The following is a 19,947-nucleotide window of genomic DNA, read 5'->3' on the forward strand; positions in this document are numbered from 1 at the left end:
ATCCGGCGGCGGAACGCGGCCTACAGGCAGTCGTCGTCGAGGTCCAGCGTGGTGCGGTCGAGCGAGTCGAGCAGATCGAACAGTGGCGTCGTGCGCGGCAGCTCCCATCGGAAGAAATAGCGGGTCGCCGCGCGCTTGCCGTCGTAGAACGAGCCGGTGCGGCCGTGCGCCGCCACCGCCTGCTCCAGCCAGATCCACGCCAGCACCACATGCCCGAACGCCTCCAGATAGGCCGCCGAATTGGCCAGTGCCGGTGCGGGGTCCAGGTCCTTCCAGAGCAGTCCGGTGGTGGCGACCACCCGTCCGGCGGACTGCTGCAGCGCATCGGCGTAGTCGCCCAGCTCGCCGTCGGCGGTGGCGCGCGCGGCCGCGACCGTCGCGCCGATGGTCTCCAGCAGCAGGGTCAGCGCCGCCCCGCTGTCCGCGGTGACCGCCCGCCCCAGCAGGTCGAGGCTCTGAATGCCGTGTGTGCCTTCGTGAATCGGGTTCAGCCGGTTGTCGCGGTAGTGCTGCTCGACGTCGAAGTCGCGGGTGTAGCCCGCGCCGCCGTGCACCTGGATGGCCAGATCGTTGGCGGCCAGGCACCACTGGCTGGGCCAGCTCTTCGCGATCGGCGTGAGTACCCGCAGCAGTGTGGTCGCCCGCCGGACGTCGGATTCGGCTGTGGCGCTGCGCTGTTCGTCCACCAGCGTGCCGCAGTAGAGCTGCAGTGCCAATGCGCCCTCGGCATAGGCCTTCTGCGCCAGCAGCATTCGCCGCACATCGGGGTGGCGCACGATGGCGATCTGCGCGGTCGACTGGCCGCGGGCGGTGGCCGGGCGGCCCTGCGGCCGGTTGCGGGCGTAGTCGAGCGCCTTCAGATATCCCGTGTAGCCGAGCGCGGTGGCGGCCAGTCCCACGCCCAGCCGCGCCTCGTTCATCATGTGGAACATGTAGGACAGTCCCCGGTTCGGCTCGCCGACCAGGTAACCGACCGCGCCCGGCTGCCCACCGGGGGTGAAGGCGCCGTCGCCGAGCACCGGCGCGGTGTTGACCGTCCCCCGCCAGCCCATCTTGTGATTGATCCCCGCCAGCACGATGTCGTTGCGCGCGCCGACGGAGTCATCGGCCGCGGGCAGGAACTTCGGCACGATGAACAGCGAGATGCCGCGGGTGCCGGGGGGTGCGTCGGGAATCCGCGCCAGCACCAGGTGCACGATGTTCTCCGACAGTTCGTGGTCGCCGCCGGAGATCCACATCTTGCGGCCGAACAGGCGATAGGTGCCGTCGTCCTGTGGGACGGCCCGGGTGGTGATGTCGGCCAGGCTCGAACCCGCCTGTGGCTCCGACAGCGCCATGGTGCCGAAGTAGCGGCCCGCCAGCATCGGCCGGACGAAACGGTCGATCTGGTCGTCGTCGGCGTGCGCCGCCAGCAGGTTCGCGTTGCCCATGGTCAGCATCGAGTAGCTGGTGGTGGCGACGTTCGCGGCGTAGAACCACGCCATGCACGCGGAGAACACGGTGTAGGGCAGTTGCATGCCGCCCACCCGCTCGTCCATCGCCGCGCTGACCAGGCCCGCCGCGCCGAACGCGTCCAGCGCCTGCTTCACCGCCGGCAGAATATGCACCTTCTCGCCGTCGAAGGTCGGCTCGTGCAGGTCGCTGTCGCGGTTGTGCGGGGCGAAGTACTCGGTCGCCAACTCCCGGCTCAGGCTCAGCACCTGGTCGAAGGTGTCGCGCGAATGCTCCCGGTAGCGCTCGCGGGCGGTCAGCCCGGTCACGTCCAGCCACTCGTAGAGGAGGAACTCGATATCGCGGGCCGACATGATCAGCGAATCCATGCCCACCACCCTTGTGCGCCCGGCGAGCGCGCGCAACCCCCGGCAACCCGATGCCCGCGCAGGTCCGAGCGGGCGAAGACCGCGGTGCCGCGGTGCCGGTCAGGTGTGCGCGACGGTGACCGCGGGCGCGACGAACCGGCGCAGCAGCTCGCGTTCCTCGGCCTCGTCGCGGCCGGGGACCGTCAGCAGCGACACGATGACCCGGGTGAGCCAGCGCGCCCGCAGCGACAGCTCCCGTTGTGCCGCAGCGTCTTCGGTATCGAACAGCGAGCCCGCGATGGCCTCGATCACCTCCGAGGTCTCGGCGATCTCCGAGGTGAGGCCCGCGTCGCCGGGGCGGAACCAGGCGATCAGCAGCGGGTCCGAGCGCACCGCTCGCAGCGCCGCCAGTACGCCGGCCACCACCCGGTCCGCGGGCGCGGCGGTCGCGTCGATCTCGCGCAGCACCGCGGCGCCGATGCGGCGGGCCTCGCGGTGCACGAACGCCAGCCGCACGGCCTGCCTGCTGTCGAAGTACCGGTAGAGCGTCGCGCGGGAGCAACCGGCGGCCTTGGCGATATCGGCCATGCCGGTGGCGGCCACCCCGCGCGCGGCGAACAACTCGGCGGCCGCGTCGAGGATGCGCTCGGCGGCGTGCGCCGCGCGCGGCTCGCTCAACCAGCGCTGCCCGCTCTCTCCGGCATGACCGGGCCGCTGCGTGGTGACGCTTCGCTGCCGCCTCCGCGGCTGACCGCTCATGCGGTGTCCTTTCCGGCGTGAGCGGGCCGCTGCGTGGTGATGCTTCGCTGCCGCCTCCGCGGCTGACCGCTCATGCCGCGGCCCGGAAGGGGACGCTGACCGGCCACCGCACGTAACTGCCGTCGGTGTAGCGCACCTGGTCGAGGTCGACGGTGAAGGCGGGGCAGCGGGTCAGCAACTCCCGTAGCGCGATGGTCGCCTGCATACGGGCCGCGGCCGCGCCGAGGCAGTGGTGGTTGCCGTTGCCGAAGGTGAGGATGTTCTTCGGCCGCCGGAGGATGTCGAGTTCGCCTGCGTCCGTGCCGTATTCGCGCTCGTCGCGGTTGGCCGACGCGTACAGCAGCAGCACCCGCCGCCCGGCGGGGATGGTGACACCCTCGATCTCCACGTCCCGGGTGGTGGTGCGGGCCAGGCCCTGCACCGGCGAGGTGAGCCGCAGGAACTCGTCGATCGCGCCGGGCAGCAGGTCGGGATCGTCGAGCAGCAGCTGACGCTGCCGCGGGTACAGCGTCAGCAATTGCACTGCCCCGCCGAGGTTTCCGGTGGTGGTGTCGTTGCCGCCGGTGATCATGGTGAAGGCGAAGCCGAGAATCTGCAGCACGCCGCCCACGTCGCCGTCCGCCGCCAGGCCCGAGGCCAGCAGGTGTGAGATGGTGTCGTCCCCGGGCGCGGCGCGCCGCCGCTCGATCAGCGCCGCGAAGTACTGGCTCAACTCCCCGACCGCGGCCTGGGCCTGCAGCACGCCACCGGTGGCCGAGGCCGCCACGATGGCCTCGCTCCATTCGTCGAACTTGGCCCGATCCGCTTCCGGCACACCGAGATAGTGCGCGACCACCATCGTCGGCAGCGGTTTGAACAGCTCGGCGGCGATGTCGCCACCGCCCGCGGCGCGCATTCGCTCGATCCGCTCGGCGACGAATTCCCGTACGGCCGGGCTGATCTCCTGCACCTGGCGCGGTGTGAACCCCTTGGCCACCCGGCGGCGGAACACCGTGTGATCCGGCGGGTCGGTGAACACGAACGGCCGGTTCTCGCCGAGCCCGATCTCCGACAGATTGTTGTAGTCGACGGTCAAACCCTGTGCGGAGGAGAACGTTTCGGGATCGCGGACCGCGGCGTACACGTCGGCGTAGCGCGAGAGCACGTAGTAGTCCTCGTGCGGGCGGTCCTGCGGGACCACGTGGTGCACCGGGTCGAACTCGCGCAGCGCGGCATACATCGTCCAAGGGTCGCGCCAGCTGTCGCCGGACCGGAGGCGGAACCGAGCATCGTGAGACATAACCTCATGCATGTCTCGACCGTAAGACAAATGGGGCTATGTGTCTAGAACGTGTTTCAGACGGTGCGGATCGGCTGGGTGGGTGACCGGTCGCCCAGCTCGCCCGCCGCCCGGTCGAGCAGCGCGCGCACGGTGTCCTCGCTGACCTCGTCGAAGTGGCGATACCACTGGCCGATGGTGTGGAACAGCGCCGGTGTCTCCAGGCAGATCACGTTGTCGGCGAACCCGGTCAGGGCCCGGATCGGACGGCAGGAACCCACCGGCACGGCGAACACCACCCGCGCCGCACCGCGGGCCCGGGCCAGTTCGCACGCCGCCCGCGCGGTGTTGCCGGTGGTGACGCCGTCGTCGACGAGCACCACGGTGCGCCCCGCGATCCGCGGTTGCGGCCGGTTGCGCCGCAGCCGAGCGCTGTTGCGCAGCACCGTCTCCCGCGCCTGGCGTTCCACCCGGGACCGCTCGGGCGGGGCGATGAAAGCCCGCACCACCAGGTCGTCGTCGACCACGCGGACGCCGGATTCGGCGACCGCGCCGAACACCAGCCGGGGCCGGTCGGGAACCTCCAGCTTGCACACCACGGCGACGTCCAGCGGCGCCCGCAACGCGGTGGCGACCTCGAACGCCACCGGCACGCCACCGCGCGGCAACCCGAGCACGATGGTCTCGGGCCCGCGGAAGGCGCGCAGGCGTTCGACGAGCCGGCGGCCGGCTTCGCGGCGATCCAGGAAGGGCATCCGTCTCACCCTGACAGTCGTGAAGGAAGGGGTCGAGTCGCGGCGGTGGACTCGGAAGACAGGTGGGTACTCTACGCCCGCTCGGGCCTCGGCAGGACCGGAATGGTCGCGAACTTCTTGCCTTTCGGTCTCGGTTTCGGTGCCGATGCGGTCGCCCGGCGCATCCCAGGCGGCTACCGTACGATCGCGATCGGAACTCCTGGTGGACCGAGGGGGAGGGGAGTGTGGGACTTCGCCTACCGGCGCCGGTCCGCAACGGTGCGGAATGGTTGCGGCGCTTCGCCGCGACGACCCCGGGCGCGATCGTCGTGATCGCGGTCGCGGCCGTCGTGCTGTGCCTGCTCTCCGGCCTGGTCTGCGCGAACGAGCTGAGTGCCAAGACCGCTCGGCGCGACGCGGCGCTGCAGCGTTCGGAGCCGCTGGCCGACGCCGCGCAGCGGCTGTACGTGGCGCTGTCGGCCGCCGACGCCTCGGCCGCCACCGCATTCCTCACCGGCGGCATCGAATCGCCGCAACTTCGCGGGCAGTACCAGCAGGCCCTCGCCGACGCCGCCGACGCGCTGGCCTCCGCCACCGCGGGCGGGGGTGACGCGCGGACCCGGGAGGTGGTCGCGCGCATCTCCGCCGACCTCCCGGTGTACACCGGCCTGGTCGAGTCCGCGCGGGCCAACAACCGCCAGGGCTTCCCGGTCGGCTCGGCCTACCTGCGCGAGGCCTCGGGCCTGATGCAGAGTTCGCTGCTGCCCAGCGCCGCCCGGCTCACCGAACAGCGCCACGCCGCGCTGCGTGCCGACCAGCGCGCCATCACCGGTCCGCCGTGGGCGGCGCTGGTGTTGCTGGTGCTCACGCTGGCCGGTGCGGCGGCCGCGTCGCGAATCCTGGTGCGGCGCACCAACCGCCTGTTCAATCCGGGTGTGGTGGCCGGGACGGGCGCGACGGCGCTGGCCCTGTTGTGGATCGTGCTGGCGACGGTCGTATCGAACGAGGCGATCGACACCGGCGGCGGCGGTCCCACGTCGCGCGGCGAAAACCTGGCGCAGGCACGGATTCTCGCGCAGCAAGCCCGCACCGACGAGACCCTCGAGCTGATCACCCGCGGCGACACCAAGGAGACCGAGGAGGACTTCAAGACCAAGACGGCGCAGCTGGACGCCGAGCTGGCCAGCGTCGCGGGCGCGGATTCGCCCCTGCGGCAGCAGTTCTCGCAGTGGACAGCCGGGCACGAGCGGCAACTCGAGCATTACAACTCCGCGAACTATCCGGCGGCGGTGGAGCAGGCGATCGGCTCCGGCCCGGACTCCTCGGCCCAGCGCTTCGCCGAACTGGACACCTCGCTGCGGGACGGGCTCGAGCGGACGCGGGCACAACTGCGCGATCAGATCGCCGGGGCGGGCGACGCGTGGATCGGCGGCGCGGCAGGCACATTGGTGCTGCTGGTGCTCGCCGCCGGTGCCGCCGTCACCGGACTGTGGCCGCGGTTGCAGGAGTTCCTGTGAACACGCGGATACTGCGCGCGGCCCTGGCGCTCGCGTCGATCGCCGTACTGGCCGCCTGCGGTGCGGATCCGGCCGTGCCGCGGTCGGGGCCGGTGGTCGCGGTGAATCCGTTGCCGCCGAAAGCTCGCGAGATCACCACGCCGCCGGGGTCCGACCGCAGCTGCGACGCCGAGGCGAGCCTGCGGCCGGGGCCGCAGCCGGATCCCGGTGCGATGCCGCCCGGTTCGGCCATGGCCCGCATCGTGCAGAAGGGGCGGGTGACGGTCGGCGTCGACCAGAACACCTACCTGTTCGGCTTCCGCGATCCGGCCACCGGTCAGCTGGAAGGCTTCGACATCGACCTGGCCCGCGAGATCGCCCGCGACCTGTTCGGCGACCCCGACCGCATCGAACTGCGCTCGGTGTCCACCGCGGAACGGCTGCCCGCCCTGCAGAACCACCAGGTCGACCTCGTGGTCCGGACCTTCTCGGTGACCTGCGAGCGCCGCCGCGAGATCGGCTTCTCCACCGTGTATTACAAAGCGGCGCAACGGATTCTGGCACCGCGCACGGCGGGTGTCCGCGCGCTGCCCGACCTCGCGGGCAAGCGGGTGTGTGTCACCTTCGGCGCCACCTCCTCCGGTCCGCTGTTCACGCTGCCGAACCGGCCCAAGGTGCTGGGCGTGGACAACTGGACCGACTGCCTGGTCGCGTTGCAGCAGGGGCAGGTGGACGCCATCAGCACCGACGAGCCCATTCTGGTCGGACTGGCCGAGCAGGATGCCAATCTCCAAGTCGTCGGCGACCCACTGGGTTTCGAGAACTACGCGGTCGGGGTGCCGAAGGGGGAGGACGACATGATCCGCTTCGTCAACGGCGTGCTCGACCGGATTCGCGGCGACGGTACCTGGCAGCGCCTGTACGCCGCCCATCTCGGCGCGCTCGGCCCGTCCGCGGGGGCGCCGGCCCCGCGCTACAGCGGTTAGGGGGTGTGCGATGAGAATCCTGACTCTCGCCGAGCTGGACACGGACCGCGGCGCGGCCGGGCTGGATGCGGTGCAGTTGGTCACCGATCGCGGAATAGTGCACGCGCGCAACGAGGATGCCGTCGCGGCGGCGGTCCTCGAGCGGCCGGACGGCCCCGTGATCGTGGTCGCGGTCTCCGACGGCGTTTCGTCCTCCGACGACCCGCAGGCGGCCTCGGGCGCGGCCGTCCGCAGCGGCGTCGCCGCCTGCCTGGCCGCCCTGACGGAAGACCGCACCGCCGAGGACGCGCTGCTGCGGGGGCTGGCGGCGGCCTTCGCGGCGGTCCGGGACCTGTCCGTCGCCGAGGGGCATTCCCCGTCGTGCACCTATGTGGCGGCGGTGCTGCGTCCCGGCCGCGACGGCGAGTACGCGATCTCGGTGACGAATGTCGGTGACAGCCGGGCCTATTGGCTGGCCGCCGACGATACCGGCACACCGTCGCGGCGGCTGACGTCCGACGACTCCTTCGCGCAACTGCTGGTGACCGGTGGCGTGGAGGAGGAGTCCGCGATGCGCGACCCGCGCGCACACGTGCTCATGCGCTGGCTCGGCGCCGATTCCGAGCACGTCCCCGCCGACACCCCCGTGCATTCGCTGCGCGTGCGCGGCCCCGGCGTGCTGCTGCTGTGCAGCGACGGCATGTGGAACTACCTGCCCGACGCCGCGGGCCTCGCCGCCGTGGCAACCGCCGCCGACCCCGCTCGCGCCGCCCAGGACCTGGCCGACTACGCGGTGCGCTCGGGCGGCGCCGACAACATCACCGTCGCCCTCGCCCCGGTGCCGGCGCGCACGACTCCCCGCCCCGGCTGATCCTCACCGCAGACTCTGATCGGCCGACGCTGGACAACGGGGTTGTTATCGCTCACATTTACAGTGCCCCGATCAGGTAGTGCAAGGAGCAGACACATGCCAGCGAGCCCAGCGATGCGTGACCTCTTCCGGCGCAAACCGATCGAGCTGATCGAGGACGAGCCCTCCGGCGGCCTGCGGCGGGCCCTGGGCCTGTGGCAGCTGACCGCCATCGGGGTCGGCGGCATCATCGGGGCGGGGATCTTCGCCCTCGCCGGGTCGGTCGCCCACGACACCGCCGGGCCCGCGGTGCTCCTCTCGTTCCTCATCGCGGGCGTCGCCAGCGCCGCCGCCGCGCTGTCCTACGCCGAGTTCGCGGGCCTGATTCCGAAGGCCGGGTCGGCCTACACCTACGGTTACGCCGTGCTCGGCGAACCGGTCGGGTGGCTGATCGGCTGGGATCTGCTGCTCGAGTACACCGCCATCGTCGCGGTGGTGGCCATCGGCATCTCCGGCTACATCTCCTTCCTGCTGGAGCAGCTCGATATCGCACTGCCGGTGTGGATGCTCGGCGCACCCGGCACCGGCGACGGGCACTACGTGGATCTCTTCGCCGCACTGCTGTGCCTGCTGATCGCGTTCCTGCTGAACCGCGGCATCAAGGCGGCGGCGCGGTTCGAGACCGCGGTGGTCGCGGTCAAGGTCGTCGTGGTGCTGGTGGTGATCGTGGTCGGCGCGTTCTACCTCGACAGCGGCAACTACAGCCCGTATTTCCCGTTCGGGTTCGGCGGCGCGGTGACCGGCGCGTCGACGGTGTTCTTCGCGGTGTTCGGCTACGACGCGATGTCGACCGCGGCCGAGGAGTCGGTGGACGCCAAACGCCACCTGCCCAAGGCGATCCTGCTGTCGCTGGCCGTCTCGATGGTGCTGTACGTGCTGGTGTGCCTGGTGCTGACGGGCATGCAGCATTACACCGAGATCAACCCGAAGAGCGGGCTGTCGTCGGCCTTCGAGTCGGTCGGACTGCCCGGGCTGGGCAGCCTGATCGCGGCCGGGGCGATCGTCGGCATCATGACCGTGCTGTTCACCTTCATGCTCGGCGTCACCCGGATCTGGTACTCGATGAGCCGGGACGGGTTGCTGCCCAGATGGTTCGCCAAGACGCACCCGACCCGGCACGTGCCGACCCGCATCACCTGGATCGCGGGCGCGGTGTCGGCGGTGATCGCGGGCTTCCTCCCGATCGGGGAGGCGGCCGAGCTGACCAACATCGGTATCCTGCTGGCCTTCGTGGTGGTGTGCGCGGCCGTCATCGTGCTGCGCTACCGGCAGCCCGACCTCCCGCGCGGCTTCCGCACCCCGCTGATGCCGATCGTCCCGCTGATCGGCATCGGCTTCTCGCTCTGGCTGATCACCTACCTGAAGCCGGAGACCTGGGCCCGCTTCGGGGTGTGGTTCGCGCTCGGCCTGATCGTCTACTTCGCCTACAGCCGACGCCATTCGGTCCTGGCCACCGGCGGTGAGCTGCCGCCTACCTCCGGTAACTGATAGCCAGGGCGGTGACCAGCAGGCCCGCCCCGCACCAGCCCGGCACGCTCAGCCGGTCACCGAGGATCGCCGCCGACAGCAGCGCGGCGGTCAGCGGTTCCAGCAGCGCTGCCAGCGCGGCGAGAACCGGTGCGGCGGTACGCAATCCGCGGAAGTAGGCGGTGTAGGCGATCGCCGTCGGCGCGCTGCCCAGGTAAGCGGCCGTGAGCAGCACGTCGGGCCGCAGCGGCAGCGCCATCCCGGACACCAGGGCCGCCGGGGTCAGCAGCAGCCCGCCGGTGAGCATGCCGAAAGCGGTGGTGCGCAACGGATCCAGGCCCGCGACGGGCGTCGCGGTGATCAGGGTCATGAGCGAGAACCCCGCCGCGGCCAGCAACGCCGTGCCCACTCCCGCGGCCAGCGTCCCGCCGCTCGCGGTGCCGCCGGGCGACCAGGTGAGCAGGATGAGCCCGCTCACCGCGAGGACGATCGCGAGCATCGTGGCCCCGCCCGGCTTGCGGCGGTCGCGCACCGCCGTGCCCAGCGCGACGAACACGGGCAGCGTCCCGATCGTCACCATAGTCGCCAGACTGACCGAAATATGTTGCACCGCAACGAAATAGCTGGCCTGATAACAGCCCAGCAGGCCGCCGGTGACCAGCACCCGCCGTCCCGCCGCCCGGGTGCGCGGCAGTCCGCGCAACCCGCCCGACACCGCGAGCAGCGCGACCGCGAGCGCGCCGCCGAGCAGCAGACGATAGGTGGCCACGGACAGCGGATGCAGACCGGCCCGGTCGGCGAGCAGGGATCCGGCGAGTCCGCCGGTGCCCCAGAGAATTCCGGCGGCGATCAGCGCCGCCGCCGAACGGTCGCGCGCGGGCGCGACGATGTCGACAGACATGAAGAAGTGCTCCTGCGTCGAAGGAAGGATGACGACGACGCGGGGCAGTTGTCTCGATGGCCTACCGGCTGGCGAACCGCCCCGCTCAGGCGGCGGGCGGCGGCGTGACTACGAAGATTCGGTGCACGGTGACACTGTAGCGCCCGGCGCGCGGACCCACAAAAGTCAAGTTCCTTGACCGAAAGCGCCGAGTGGGATGTGTCCAATTGGACACACCGCCCACCACCCGGCAAATATCCGCATTCGACTTACATGCGTGTAAGACTGGACGGCGCACAGTGTTGCTCTTCTCATGCAAGGTTGCTCTCCTCATGCAAGGAGGACCGTCCGTGACGAATTCTGCTGCATCACTGGATCTGCCGAAACCCTTGGTGGTCACCTTGGGAAATCTCAAAGGCGGCGTCGGTAAAACCACCTCCGCCTTTTTCCTCGCCGGTTACTTCGCGCTCGAGCACGAGTTGCGAGTGCTGGTCATCGATGCCGACCCGCTGAGCCAGACCGGCTATTCCTGGTATCGGCGGCTGCAGAAGGGAGAAGTGGATGTGCCCTTCACGCTGATCGCGTTCCCGTCCCGGCACGTCGACGACTGCATCGCCGACAATGCCGCGAACTACGACGTGATCATCGTGGACGCCGGAGGTGAATCGGCGGAGATATTCAAGGCCGCGATTCCCTCCACCGACGAGCTCGTCCTGTTGACGAGCGTGAGTCCCTCGGAGGTGAAGCGAGTGCCCAGTACCTATCGGGCCGCCGAGGAGGCGGCCGTCGACGCGGCCCGCGAAATCCGGGTCCGGGTCCTGATGACGAAGGTTCCGGTGACGATGAAGAAGGGCGTCAACGTCTCCACCGAATATCGCACCCAGCGGGCACAACTGGAGGACGCCGGTTACGAGGTGTTCGGTTCCTATCTGAGCGCCTGGAAGTGGTATCGCGAAGCCGCCGACGGGGAAGTCGGCGAGGGGGCCGAGAACCCACTGCACGATCTGGGCGAATACCGGCAGGTGGGCGACGAATTGGTGAGTCCCTACCGCATCGCGCTGGGGGTGCCGGCCTGATGCCTCCGCAACGCAGGAAATCCGTGATCGGCGCCAAATCCGGCAATGCCGCCGTCGCCGAGAATCCGCTGGCCGACACCGCCGAGCACACGCCGCCCGTCTCGCCGCTGCGCGACGCGGAGTGGCGGCGCTCGGCGCGGAATCTGTCGGTGGTGCAGCCGGATTCGCCCCCGCCGCCCGAACCGGCCGCGAACGTGCTGACCATGCCGCTGCCGACACCCGGCGACGGCCCGCTCAGTGACCACGAGCAGGCGCAGCTGTCGGCGTGCGAATCCTCCATCGGCACACTGCGCCTGGCGTTCTGGGCGGCGGGCAGGGCGCTGCAGATCGTCCGCGACGGGCGGCTGTATCGCAGCGAGTACGGCACCTTCGACGACTACGTCGAGCAGCGCTGGGATATGCAGCGCTCCTACGCCCACAAGCTGATTCGCGCCTGGCCGCTGGCCGCCAAGCTGCACCCGATGGCGCCCGGCATCAACGAGGGCCAGATCCGCGAGCTGCTTCCGGTGGCCGCCGAGCACGGCGAGGAGGCGGCGGTGACCGTCTACGCCACGCTCGCCGCCGACGAGGTGAAGATCACCGCGGGCAAACTGCGCGAGGCCGCGGCGGTGCTGCCGGAACGCTTCGACAAGGAACTGGCCGTGCAGCGCCTGCAGGCGTGGCTGCGCGGTGAGCTGAGCCAGGAGCGGGACGCGGACCCGGTCGATCTGTTCAGCACCGTGGAATCACGGCTCGCGGCCCTGACCCGCCGGGTGGTCCGCGGTTCCACCGACGACCCCGGCGCGGCCCGGGAATTCGCGGCCCGGCTGCGCGACATGGCCGAGCGGATCGAGCAGCAGATCACCGCCTGAGCGCGATCGAAAATGCCCCGCGGCGGAATTGAAATCCGCTGCGGGGCATTTCTTCGAGATCTGACAGTTTTCCATTGTTTATCGTCTTGTTATCGCATTTGCCCACTTATCTGCTTGCATTCAAATGAATGCGGGCGAATCATGACACCTCGGATCCGGCTGGACTGACATGAAAGACGCGAACTTTTCGAATCTGTTCGGGGAGCCTGGCCGACGCAATACGGCGTCGCAACCGGAGCCTCGACGAGAGGATCGGAGGACCGCATCATGGCAGGAACCGACGACGTCCGATATACCCGCAACACGCGGCGCCTGTTCTGGTGGCTGACGGCCGCCGCGGCGGTGGTATTCGGTGCATTCGGCGCACTCCTACTGAGCTCGGGCCAGGCCGCGGCGCAGCCGATATCCGTTCCGGGAATCGGTTCGATCGAGGTGCCGATCGAAATTCAGGCGCCGGCGGGAATTCCGGAGACCGTGCCCGCGGTCGAGCCGGTGGCGCCGAAGGTCGCACCGCATTCGGAGGCGGCCGTCACCGGAATCGTGAATCAATTGCAGACCGTCATTCCGGGCATCGATTTCCGGGCGTTGCTGCCGCAGGTGCCGGACGTGCCGCGCGCCGACCTCGTGCCCGATACGCTCGCGCCGCCCGCTCCGGCCGCGACACCCGAGAAGACCCGCGGTGAACGGGCCGTCGAGGCGGCGGAGTCGAAGATCGGCGCGGCCTACGGCTACGGCGCGGCGGGCCCCGACTCCTTCGACTGCTCCGGCCTGGTGCAGTGGTCCTACGGGCAGGCCGGCGTCGACGTGCCGCGCACCAGCTATGAGCAGCTCTCCGCCGGTACCCCGGTCGACATGGACGAACTGCAACCCGGCGACATGGTGTCGTTCTACGGCGGCGGCCACTCGGCCCTCTACGCCGGTGACGGGAAGGTCATCCACGCGGGGACCAGCAGCACGGGCGTGCAGCTGACGGACCTGTCGGAGATGCCCGCCAGCGGCGCCCGGCGCTTCTGAGGCCCGCGATGTACGAGTCAGCGCCTGCCGCGAAAAGTGCGCCGCAGATCATCGACCCATTCGTCCGGGGTCTCCCAGGGAATGAAATGACCGCCGCGCTCGTGGGCGGTGACATTGACCAGGTTGTACCAGCTCGCCCGGGGATCGGCGAGAAAGTGCTCGACACGGCGATCGGTGGTCACGCCCGGCGGATTCTCGTGGGCGACGAAGGTGATGCCGGTCGGTGCCTGCACCACGGGCTGCCGGTCGTGCGACGGCGTCCACGGATAGCGATTGTTGTTGGCGTAGGTGCGAATCGAGGTGCCGATCGAGTTCGTCGCCCAGAAGATCGTGGCGTGCGTGAGCAACTCGTCCGGGGTGAACACCGATTCCAGATCACCACCATTGTCGCTCCAGCTCTTCCACCGGCGCAGGATCCATGCGAGCATCCCGGCGGGGGAGTCGGACAGCCCGACGGCCAGCGTGCTGGAGTCGAGCATATGGGCTGCCAGATGGACGGCGAAGCGGCGATCGAATTCGATGACACGGGCGTGCACCGCGGCGGGTAAGCCGTCCGGAATGGGCCGGCCCGCACTGTAATCCCATGCCCGGTCACCGTTGAACAGCGTCAGCTTCAGGCCCGAGCCGATATGGATGCCGTACAGCTCGTCGGCGTACTTGTGCCCGAGCTGACCGGTGACCAGCGCCCCGACATCGCATCCCGCGGCGGCGTAGCGGCGGTGCCCCAAGATCTCGGTCATCAGGGTGTGCCAGAGATCGGCGACTTTCCAGAAATTCATATCGGGGTGGTGGGGCAGCGGTGTGGAGAACCCGAAGCCCGGGAACGAGGGGACGATGACGTCGAACGCCTCGGCCGGATCGCCACCGTGCGCGCCCGGGTCGGCCAGCGGGTCGACCACCTTGGCCCAGTGCCAGAACGTCCACGGCCAGCCGTGGGTGAGAATCAACGGGGTGGGGGCGGGGCCGACGCCCGGCTTGCGCATGAAATGCACGGGCGCGCCGTCGATCTCGACGCGGTAGTGCTCGTAGCCGTTGATCCGCGCCTCCGCCGCGCGCCAGTCGAAGCCACCGCGCCAGTAGTCGACCAGGCCCTCCAGATAGCGGCGGTTCACGCCGTAGTACCAGTCCTCGTTGCCCACATCGTCGGGCCAGCGGGTGAGTTCCAGCCTGCGCCGCAGATCCTCCAGCACCGCATCCGGTACGTGGATCGGGCTGGGGCGCAAGGGGAACGGCTTCTCCGCGGCGTCGTGGCGGTCCGGTTGCTGTGGCATTGGTCGCCTCTCTGCGGTATCCGGTCGGTACGACGCCATAATACATAAGTAGCTTATATAAGCATCGGATATAGTTCCGGCATGGACGACACCCGCGACGACGATCTGGACGTGGACGCCCTCGCGACGGCGATCGAGACCTTCAACCGCTACTACATCCGCATCCCCACCACGGCACAGCTGTCGTTCACGACGCTGTCGGTCCTGGACACCCTCGCCGCGGCGGGCAAGCCCATGCGGCTCACGGATATGGTGCGGACCGAACAGATCAGCCAGCCGGGCCTGACCCAACTCGTCGGCCGGCTGGAGCGCGACGGCCTGGTCGAGCGCCGCCCGGATCCCACCGATCGCCGGGCGGTACTGGTCCACCTCACCGAGGCGGGCCGCCGCGTCGGAACGTCGCGGCGGGCGGATCGCGTCGAACACCTGCGGCCCGTGGTCGCCCGGCTCTCCGCGGCGGATCGCCGTGCGCTGGCCGCGGTGCTGCCGGTCCTGGAGCGGCTGGCCGCGCTCGGCCACGCCGCCGACTGATCAGCTGGTGTGCAGGAACAGCACGTCGTAAGCGCGCCGGGCGTCCTCGGGAAAGACCAGGATGCGCATGCGATTACGGGCGCGCCCGGCGCGGCCTCGCGTGGACCGGATGCCGTGGTCGCGCAGTAGCCGCGCCACATCACCGGCCGTGGTCTCGTCGAAGACCGTCGCCACGGTCACCAGCAGCCCGTAGTCGTCGTCCGCCGGCCTCTGCCGCCGCCACACCATGCGCATTACGAGTGACTTTCGTTGTCGCTGTCCATCACGCCGTCCCTTCTGATTCCAGCACAGCCCATCCGGGTCGCCGGCACCGGGCAGGGTCCGCGCCGAAAACCGGTGGCGCGGGCGCACGCGCACCGGGCACCATGATCGGCATGTTCCGGCAGTCCATCGTCGCATCGCCCGCGGTCGCGGGCGCGATGGCTGCTGCCCTGGCGGTCGCATCCGCATTCGACGGCGCCCGACGCTGACCTTCCCCGGGATGTCCCCGGGACCTCGGCCGGGGAAGGTGGCTCGGCGCGCGAGGTCCCGAATTCGGTACTCCCAGGAAGAGTTTCATCATGGCCAAGCAGGTCTTCGTCCGCACCAAGCCGCACCTCAACATCGGCACCATGGGTCACGTCGACCACGGCAAGACCACGCTGACGGCCGCCATCACCAAGGTGCTGGCGGCCCGCGGCGGTGGTTCATTCGTGCCGTTCGAGCGCATCGACCGCGCGCCGGAGGAGGTCGCCCGTGGCATCACCATCAATCTGTCGCACGTCGAATATGAAACGGCCGCAAGGCATTACGCGCACGTCGACATGCCGGGTCACGCCGACTTCGTAAAGAACATGATCACCGGCGCCGCCCAGCTGGACGGCGCGATCCTGGTGCTGTCGGCGCACGACGGCGTGATGCCGCAGACCGTCGAGCACGTGCTGCTGACCCGGCAGGTCGGTGTCGAGCACATCGTGGTGGCCTTGAACAAGGCCGACGGCGCAGACCCCGAACTGCTCGAGCTGATCGAGCTGGAAGTCCGGGAACTGTTGAGCGCCAACGGGTTCGACGGTGCCGGGGCGCCGGTGGTGCCGGTCTCGGGGCTGCGCGCATTGGCGGGTGACCCGCACTGGGAGGCCGAGCTGCTGCGCCTGCTGGACGCGGTGGACGCCTACATCCCGACCCCGGTGCGCTACACCGACGCGCCGTTCCTGCTGCCGATCGAGAACGTGCTGACCATCACCGGCCGCGGCACGGTGGTGACCGGCGCGGTCGAGCGCGGCCGGGTCCGGATGGGCGACCGGGTCGAGCTGCTCGGCTACGGCGGCGCGCTGGAGTCGGTGGTGACCGGAGTCGAAACCTTCGGCCGCACCATGGAATTCGCGGAGGCCGGGGACAACGTCGCGCTGCTGCTGCGCGGCGTGCAACGGTCCCAGGTGCGGCGCGGTCAGGTGGTCGCGGCGGTCGGCAGCGTACGCGTCCACACTCGTTTCACCGCGCGCGTACACCTGCTCTCGCCCGCGGAGGGCGGCCGCCGCACTCCCATCGCCACCGGCTACCGCCCCCAGTTCTTCATCCGCACCGGCGACGTGGTCGGCGATGTCACCCTCGCCCCCGACACCCCGTCGGCCACCCCAGGCTCCACCATCGAGCTGACCGTCACCGTCGGCCAGCCGACCCCCTTGGAGCCGGGCCTCGGCTTCGCCGTCCGCGAGGGCGGCCGCACCGTAGCCGCCGGAACGGTCCTGACAGTCCACGACTGACCCAGGACCACACCCCGCCCGCCCAGGCGCTCCCGCCCCACCCCACTGCCAACCGACAAACCACATCCGCCTCACCGGAGCAACCGGTTCGGCCGTGTGCCTTGCCGGTGGGCTGGTTCGGCCGTGTGCCTTGCTGGTCGGCTGGTTCGGCCGTGTGTCTTGCCGGTGGGCTGGTTCGGCCGTGTGTCTTGCCGGTGGGCTGGTTCGGCCGTGTGTCTTGCTGGTCGGCTGGTTCGGCCGTGTGTCTTGCCGGTGGGCTGGTTCGGCCGTGTGCCTTGCCGGACGGCTGGTTCGGCAGTGTCCCTTGCCGGTCGGTCGGTTCACCGGCCGACCGGCACAGGGTGGTCAGGGGCGGCGGTTCGGGTGGGGGGTGCCGAAGCCTGGTTGGTGGTCGGCGGCCTGGCTGGCGGCGCGGAGGCTTACCGAGGTGGGGACGGACTGTTGCTGCTGCTGGGGTGGGCGGGGGGCTCGGACGGGCTGGCGCGGGGCGTCGGAGAAGGGGTCGAGACGGGGCCAGCTGCGCCCACTGTCGGCCAGCTCGGGCTCTTTCTCCAGCGCCTCGGACTCCCGCCGCGAGGGCGCGTCCACCTCGGCCAGGCCGACCAGCACGATCAGCATCATGGTGACCAGCGTGACCGTCATGATCAGCGGCGTGAGCAACTCCACCGGCTCCACCCCGCTGCCGCCCATGGCGTGGTCACCGCGGTGCGCGCTCATCGACGCCATGCCGGTGTAGTGCATCCCGCAGACCGCCAGCCCCATGATCACCGCGGCGCCGAGGGTCGCGCCGAACCCGTGGACGTGCAGCATGAACCACAGCGCCGCCGTCGCCGCGACCACCGCGATCACCACCGACAGCGTCACCAGCCCGAAGCCGTACTCCACGTGCGCGCCCGCGTGCATCGCGGACATCCCGAGGTAGTGCATGGCCGCCACACCCACGCCGGTGACCGCGCCACCGACCGGTAGCGCCACGATCTCGCGGCGCACCCGCACCACGATGGACAGCCCGATCCACACCACCACGATCGCGATGGCCGCGCTGAGCAATGTCATCGGAATGTCGTAGCGGACGGTCATCCCCTGAATGGAGAAACCGAGCATGGCGGTGAAGTGCATGACCCAGATGCCGCAACCACCCAGCGCCACCGCCGCGGCGACGAGCCAGCCGCCCGGCCATCGGGACGACCGGGCGTGGACGGCACAGCGAAGGCCGAGCACAGAGCCGATGAACGACATGAGATACGCGAGAATGGGGGTCAGCAACCCATGGTTGAAATGGTCGAGCTCGAGCACGGCGATGTTCTCCAATGGCAACAGCAGTTATCAATCCGTGACCGGACCATAGTTCAATCCGGTGCGGGTTGGGGATTGCAATGTGAAAGCTTCGTGCCGCTGGATCAGCGGCTCACGCTAGTAGGTGGGTCGGGGTCACTTGCGGACGTACCTTGTGCACGAAGTTTCGGCGTAGCCGGTGGTACGGCTCGTTCTCGCCGTAGAAGTTCTGGCGCATTTGCGCCAGTTCGTAATCCCGGTAGGCAGACAGCGGCTTGGCGGCCTCGTCCGCGGCGCGGCGCTGCTTCTTCGCGACCAACCGGTCGGCCAGTTCGGGCGCCGCGGCCAGCGCCTCGGCCTGCCCGCGCACCCACGCCCGGAACTCCTCGGCACTGCCCGGGACCACCCGGTCCGCCAGGCCGAGTGCCGCCGCGCGCCGAGCGCCGACCGGCAGCGTCTCGCGGGTGAGCCGGTCGGCCATCTCGGTGCCGACCCGCCGCGGCAGCGTGTAGGTCCAGTACTCCGACCCGTGCAGGCCCATCAGCCGGTAATGCGGATTGAGCACCACCGATTCGCGGCACCACACCTCGTCGGCGGCCAGCGCCAGCATCACCCCACCGGCGGCGGCATTTCCCGCCAAGGCCGAGATGACCAGCTTGTCCGTGGTGGTCAGGATCGCCTCGACCAGGTCGTTCATCGCGTTGATGTTGTGCCAGGACTCCTCGGCCGGATCGTCCGCCGCCTCGATGACATTGAGGTGGATGCCGTTGGAGAAGAAGTCCCGCGGCGGCCCGAGCACCAGCACGGCCACCGGCCGTTGCGCGGCCTGACGATAGGCGGCCAGCAGCCGGCGGCACTGGTCGGTGCTCATCGCGCCACCCGCGAAGGCGAATTCCAGATAGCCGACCTCGCCGTGCTCGCGATACCGCAGTTCCGACCAGGTGTCGCGGGTGGCCGCCTCGAACGGCGTCACCGGAACCTCCGGAACCCCGGCGAGCAGTTCGGGTCCCAGCTCGTCGACCGCGGGCCGCTTGAACGTGGCCGGTCCGTCGGGCGTCCGCCGCGGCCGCAATTGCGGCAGCCACACCGCGCCGTCGACGGTGGCCCGGCAGATCGCGCCGTCGCGAGTGGCGATCACCGAGCCGGGGAAGCCGCGCAGCCGATCCTCGTTGTGCCCGCCGTGGAGGAAATACTGCCGCCCGAACAGCTCGTCCAGCACGCCCGGCTGGGAGTCGGCGGCCCGCAGCCGCCGCAGCACGGTGGCGGTGTCGTCGGCCGACCAGTCGATGCGGCGGTACTCCTGGGCGTGATAGGGCCGCAGCTGCCCGCGCACGTCGGGACGGCTGTAGTCGAGCGGTTCGGGCATGAACCCGCTGTCGGCGAAGCGCTCGACGGCGAGCAGCACCGCGCGCAGGGCCGCGTCGGCGACCTCGTTGCGATACAGCTCGCTCTTGCCGCACACCGCGACCGGGAAGGGCTCGCTGGCCCAGATCGGCCCCGCGTCCATCTCGGCCACCGCCTGCAACACGGTGACGCCCCACTCCGTCGCGCCCTCCCGGATGGCCCAGTCCAGCGAGGACGGTCCACGGTCGCCCTTGGGACCCGGATGCACGATCAGCACCGGGTAGCGGGTCCAGATGTCCTCGGGAATCGCCGAGGTGAGCATCGGCGCCAGGATCAGATCCGGTTGAAAATGACTCACCCGCGCACGCAGCAGGTCGTCGCCTAGCGCCAGTTCGACACCTACCCGGTGCCCGTGTTCACGCAGCTCGGTGTGCACCCGCTGCGTGAGACTGTTGAATGCGCTGGCGACCAGCAGGATGCGCACGGTTTTCCTCCATCAGGCGGTGCTGCGGGCGGACCGGAATCGCCGATCCGAGTGAATCGTCCTCCACGAAACTAGCGGGACGCCAAATGCG

Annotated in this window: 18 protein-coding genes; 9 read left to right on the forward strand and 9 right to left on the reverse strand. The window is 69.9% G+C overall.

Features of this window, described 5'->3' with window-relative positions; translation table 11 throughout:
* Positions 1–20: 20 nt before the first annotated feature.
* The 4 genes from NWFMUON74_RS03515 to NWFMUON74_RS03530 form a co-directional block, all read right to left on the reverse strand.
* A complete protein-coding gene (locus NWFMUON74_RS03515) occupies positions 21–1,820 on the reverse strand; it encodes an acyl-CoA dehydrogenase (RefSeq protein ID WP_187686557.1) in 1,800 nt (599 codons plus the stop codon).
* Positions 1,821–1,919: 99 nt separating this feature from the next.
* Complete coding sequence (locus NWFMUON74_RS03520) at positions 1,920–2,558, reverse strand: TetR/AcrR family transcriptional regulator (protein WP_187686558.1); 639 nt, start codon at positions 2,556–2,558, stop codon at positions 1,920–1,922.
* A gap of 70 nt (positions 2,559–2,628) precedes the next feature.
* Entirely contained in the window at positions 2,629–3,849 is a 1,221-nt protein-coding gene (locus NWFMUON74_RS03525; protein ID WP_187686559.1) for a cytochrome P450, read from the reverse strand.
* Between the two features lie 44 nt (positions 3,850–3,893).
* Positions 3,894–4,571, reverse strand: a complete 678-nt coding sequence (locus tag NWFMUON74_RS03530; protein ID WP_187686560.1) for a phosphoribosyltransferase — start codon at positions 4,569–4,571, stop codon at positions 3,894–3,896.
* 224 nt (positions 4,572–4,795) lie between these two features.
* On the opposite strand from NWFMUON74_RS03530, the gene NWFMUON74_RS03535 reads away from it, so the two are divergent.
* The 4 genes from NWFMUON74_RS03535 to NWFMUON74_RS03550 all read left to right on the forward strand — a co-directional run bounded on the left by NWFMUON74_RS03535 (position 4,796) and on the right by NWFMUON74_RS03550 (position 9,409).
* A complete protein-coding gene (locus NWFMUON74_RS03535; RefSeq protein WP_232110819.1) occupies positions 4,796–6,067 on the forward strand; it encodes a hypothetical protein in 1,272 nt (423 codons plus the stop codon).
* Entirely contained in the window at positions 6,064–7,032 is a 969-nt protein-coding gene (locus NWFMUON74_RS03540) for a glutamate ABC transporter substrate-binding protein (RefSeq protein ID WP_187686561.1), read from the forward strand. The genes NWFMUON74_RS03535 and NWFMUON74_RS03540 overlap by 4 nt, the downstream gene beginning before the upstream one ends.
* A gap of 10 nt (positions 7,033–7,042) precedes the next feature.
* Positions 7,043–7,882, forward strand: coding sequence for a PP2C family protein-serine/threonine phosphatase (locus NWFMUON74_RS03545; RefSeq protein ID WP_187686562.1), 840 nt, complete (start codon positions 7,043–7,045; stop codon positions 7,880–7,882).
* Positions 7,883–7,978: 96 nt separating this feature from the next.
* Positions 7,979–9,409: an amino acid permease gene (locus NWFMUON74_RS03550; RefSeq protein ID WP_187686563.1), complete on the forward strand. Its 1,431-nt coding sequence runs from the start codon at positions 7,979–7,981 to the stop codon at positions 9,407–9,409.
* Here NWFMUON74_RS03550 and NWFMUON74_RS03555 read toward each other — a convergent pair.
* Positions 9,393–10,289 (reverse strand): DMT family transporter, encoded by an 897-nt coding sequence (locus NWFMUON74_RS03555; protein ID WP_187686564.1) that lies wholly within the window; start codon positions 10,287–10,289, stop codon positions 9,393–9,395. The two genes, NWFMUON74_RS03550 and NWFMUON74_RS03555, sit on opposite strands and share 17 nt — an antisense overlap.
* A 329-nt stretch (positions 10,290–10,618) precedes the next feature.
* Between NWFMUON74_RS03555 and NWFMUON74_RS03560 the strand changes: the two genes are divergently transcribed.
* The 3 genes from NWFMUON74_RS03560 to NWFMUON74_RS03570 all read left to right on the forward strand — a co-directional run bounded on the left by NWFMUON74_RS03560 (position 10,619) and on the right by NWFMUON74_RS03570 (position 13,209).
* Complete coding sequence (locus tag NWFMUON74_RS03560; protein ID WP_187686565.1) at positions 10,619–11,344, forward strand: ParA family protein; 726 nt, start codon at positions 10,619–10,621, stop codon at positions 11,342–11,344.
* Positions 11,344–12,195: a hypothetical protein gene (locus NWFMUON74_RS03565; RefSeq protein ID WP_187686566.1), complete on the forward strand. Its 852-nt coding sequence runs from the start codon at positions 11,344–11,346 to the stop codon at positions 12,193–12,195. Before NWFMUON74_RS03560 ends, NWFMUON74_RS03565 begins: the two co-directional genes overlap by 1 nt.
* Positions 12,196–12,462: 267 nt before the next feature.
* Positions 12,463–13,209: a C40 family peptidase gene (locus NWFMUON74_RS03570; protein ID WP_187686567.1), complete on the forward strand. Its 747-nt coding sequence runs from the start codon at positions 12,463–12,465 to the stop codon at positions 13,207–13,209.
* 17 nt (positions 13,210–13,226) lie between these two features.
* On the opposite strand, the gene NWFMUON74_RS03575 is transcribed toward NWFMUON74_RS03570, so the two are convergent.
* Positions 13,227–14,480 (reverse strand): epoxide hydrolase family protein, encoded by a 1,254-nt coding sequence (locus tag NWFMUON74_RS03575; RefSeq protein ID WP_187686568.1) that lies wholly within the window; start codon positions 14,478–14,480, stop codon positions 13,227–13,229.
* 81 nt (positions 14,481–14,561) lie between these two features.
* Here NWFMUON74_RS03575 and NWFMUON74_RS03580 point away from each other — a divergent pair, with 81 nt between their 5' ends.
* Positions 14,562–15,011, forward strand: a complete 450-nt coding sequence (locus NWFMUON74_RS03580; protein WP_187686569.1) for a MarR family winged helix-turn-helix transcriptional regulator — start codon at positions 14,562–14,564, stop codon at positions 15,009–15,011.
* Here NWFMUON74_RS03580 and NWFMUON74_RS03585 read toward each other — a convergent pair whose 3' ends face one another.
* Positions 15,012–15,245 (reverse strand): hypothetical protein, encoded by a 234-nt coding sequence (locus NWFMUON74_RS03585; RefSeq protein WP_232110820.1) that lies wholly within the window; start codon positions 15,243–15,245, stop codon positions 15,012–15,014. It lies immediately after the preceding gene.
* Positions 15,246–15,571: 326 nt separating this feature from the next.
* Here NWFMUON74_RS03585 and tuf point away from each other — a divergent pair, with 326 nt between their 5' ends.
* On the forward strand, positions 15,572–16,753 hold the full coding sequence (gene tuf, locus NWFMUON74_RS03590) for an elongation factor Tu (RefSeq protein WP_187686570.1): 1,182 nt from the start codon (positions 15,572–15,574) through the stop codon (positions 16,751–16,753).
* Between the two features lie 345 nt (positions 16,754–17,098).
* Here tuf and NWFMUON74_RS03595 read toward each other — a convergent pair whose 3' ends face one another.
* Together NWFMUON74_RS03595 and NWFMUON74_RS03600 are read right to left on the reverse strand one after the other, a co-directional pair.
* On the reverse strand, positions 17,099–18,070 hold the full coding sequence (locus tag NWFMUON74_RS03595; protein WP_232110821.1) for an MHYT domain-containing protein: 972 nt from the start codon (positions 18,068–18,070) through the stop codon (positions 17,099–17,101).
* Between the two features lie 91 nt (positions 18,071–18,161).
* On the reverse strand, positions 18,162–19,856 hold the full coding sequence (locus tag NWFMUON74_RS03600) for a hydrogenase maturation protein (protein ID WP_187686571.1): 1,695 nt from the start codon (positions 19,854–19,856) through the stop codon (positions 18,162–18,164).
* Positions 19,857–19,947 lie beyond the last annotated feature (91 nt).

This window comes from Nocardia wallacei (assembly GCF_014466955.1).
Lineage (GTDB): Bacteria > Actinomycetota > Actinomycetes > Mycobacteriales > Mycobacteriaceae > Nocardia > Nocardia wallacei.

Bases quoted from the DNA above. Each gene is read 5' to 3' on its own strand.
- tuf (WP_187686570.1), top strand. From the start codon at position 15,572: ATGGCCAAGCAGGTCTTCGTCCGCACCAAGCCGCACCTCAACATCGGC.
- NWFMUON74_RS03570 (WP_187686567.1), top strand. From the start codon at position 12,463: ATGGCAGGAACCGACGACGTCCGATATACCCGCAACACGCGGCGCCTG.
- NWFMUON74_RS03550 (WP_187686563.1), top strand. From the start codon at position 7,979: ATGCCAGCGAGCCCAGCGATGCGTGACCTCTTCCGGCGCAAACCGATC.
- NWFMUON74_RS03545 (WP_187686562.1), top strand. From the start codon at position 7,043: ATGAGAATCCTGACTCTCGCCGAGCTGGACACGGACCGCGGCGCGGCC.
- NWFMUON74_RS03525 (WP_187686559.1), bottom strand. From the start codon at position 3,849: ATGCATGAGGTTATGTCTCACGATGCTCGGTTCCGCCTCCGGTCCGGC.
- NWFMUON74_RS03555 (WP_187686564.1), bottom strand. From the start codon at position 10,289: ATGTCTGTCGACATCGTCGCGCCCGCGCGCGACCGTTCGGCGGCGGCG.
- NWFMUON74_RS03515 (WP_187686557.1), bottom strand. From the start codon at position 1,820: ATGGATTCGCTGATCATGTCGGCCCGCGATATCGAGTTCCTCCTCTAC.
- NWFMUON74_RS03565 (WP_187686566.1), top strand. From the start codon at position 11,344: ATGCCTCCGCAACGCAGGAAATCCGTGATCGGCGCCAAATCCGGCAAT.
- NWFMUON74_RS03585 (WP_232110820.1), bottom strand. From the start codon at position 15,245: ATGCGCATGGTGTGGCGGCGGCAGAGGCCGGCGGACGACGACTACGGG.
- NWFMUON74_RS03575 (WP_187686568.1), bottom strand. From the start codon at position 14,480: ATGCCACAGCAACCGGACCGCCACGACGCCGCGGAGAAGCCGTTCCCC.
- NWFMUON74_RS03520 (WP_187686558.1), bottom strand. From the start codon at position 2,558: ATGAGCGGTCAGCCGCGGAGGCGGCAGCGAAGCGTCACCACGCAGCGG.
- NWFMUON74_RS03580 (WP_187686569.1), top strand. From the start codon at position 14,562: ATGGACGACACCCGCGACGACGATCTGGACGTGGACGCCCTCGCGACG.
- NWFMUON74_RS03530 (WP_187686560.1), bottom strand. From the start codon at position 4,571: ATGCCCTTCCTGGATCGCCGCGAAGCCGGCCGCCGGCTCGTCGAACGC.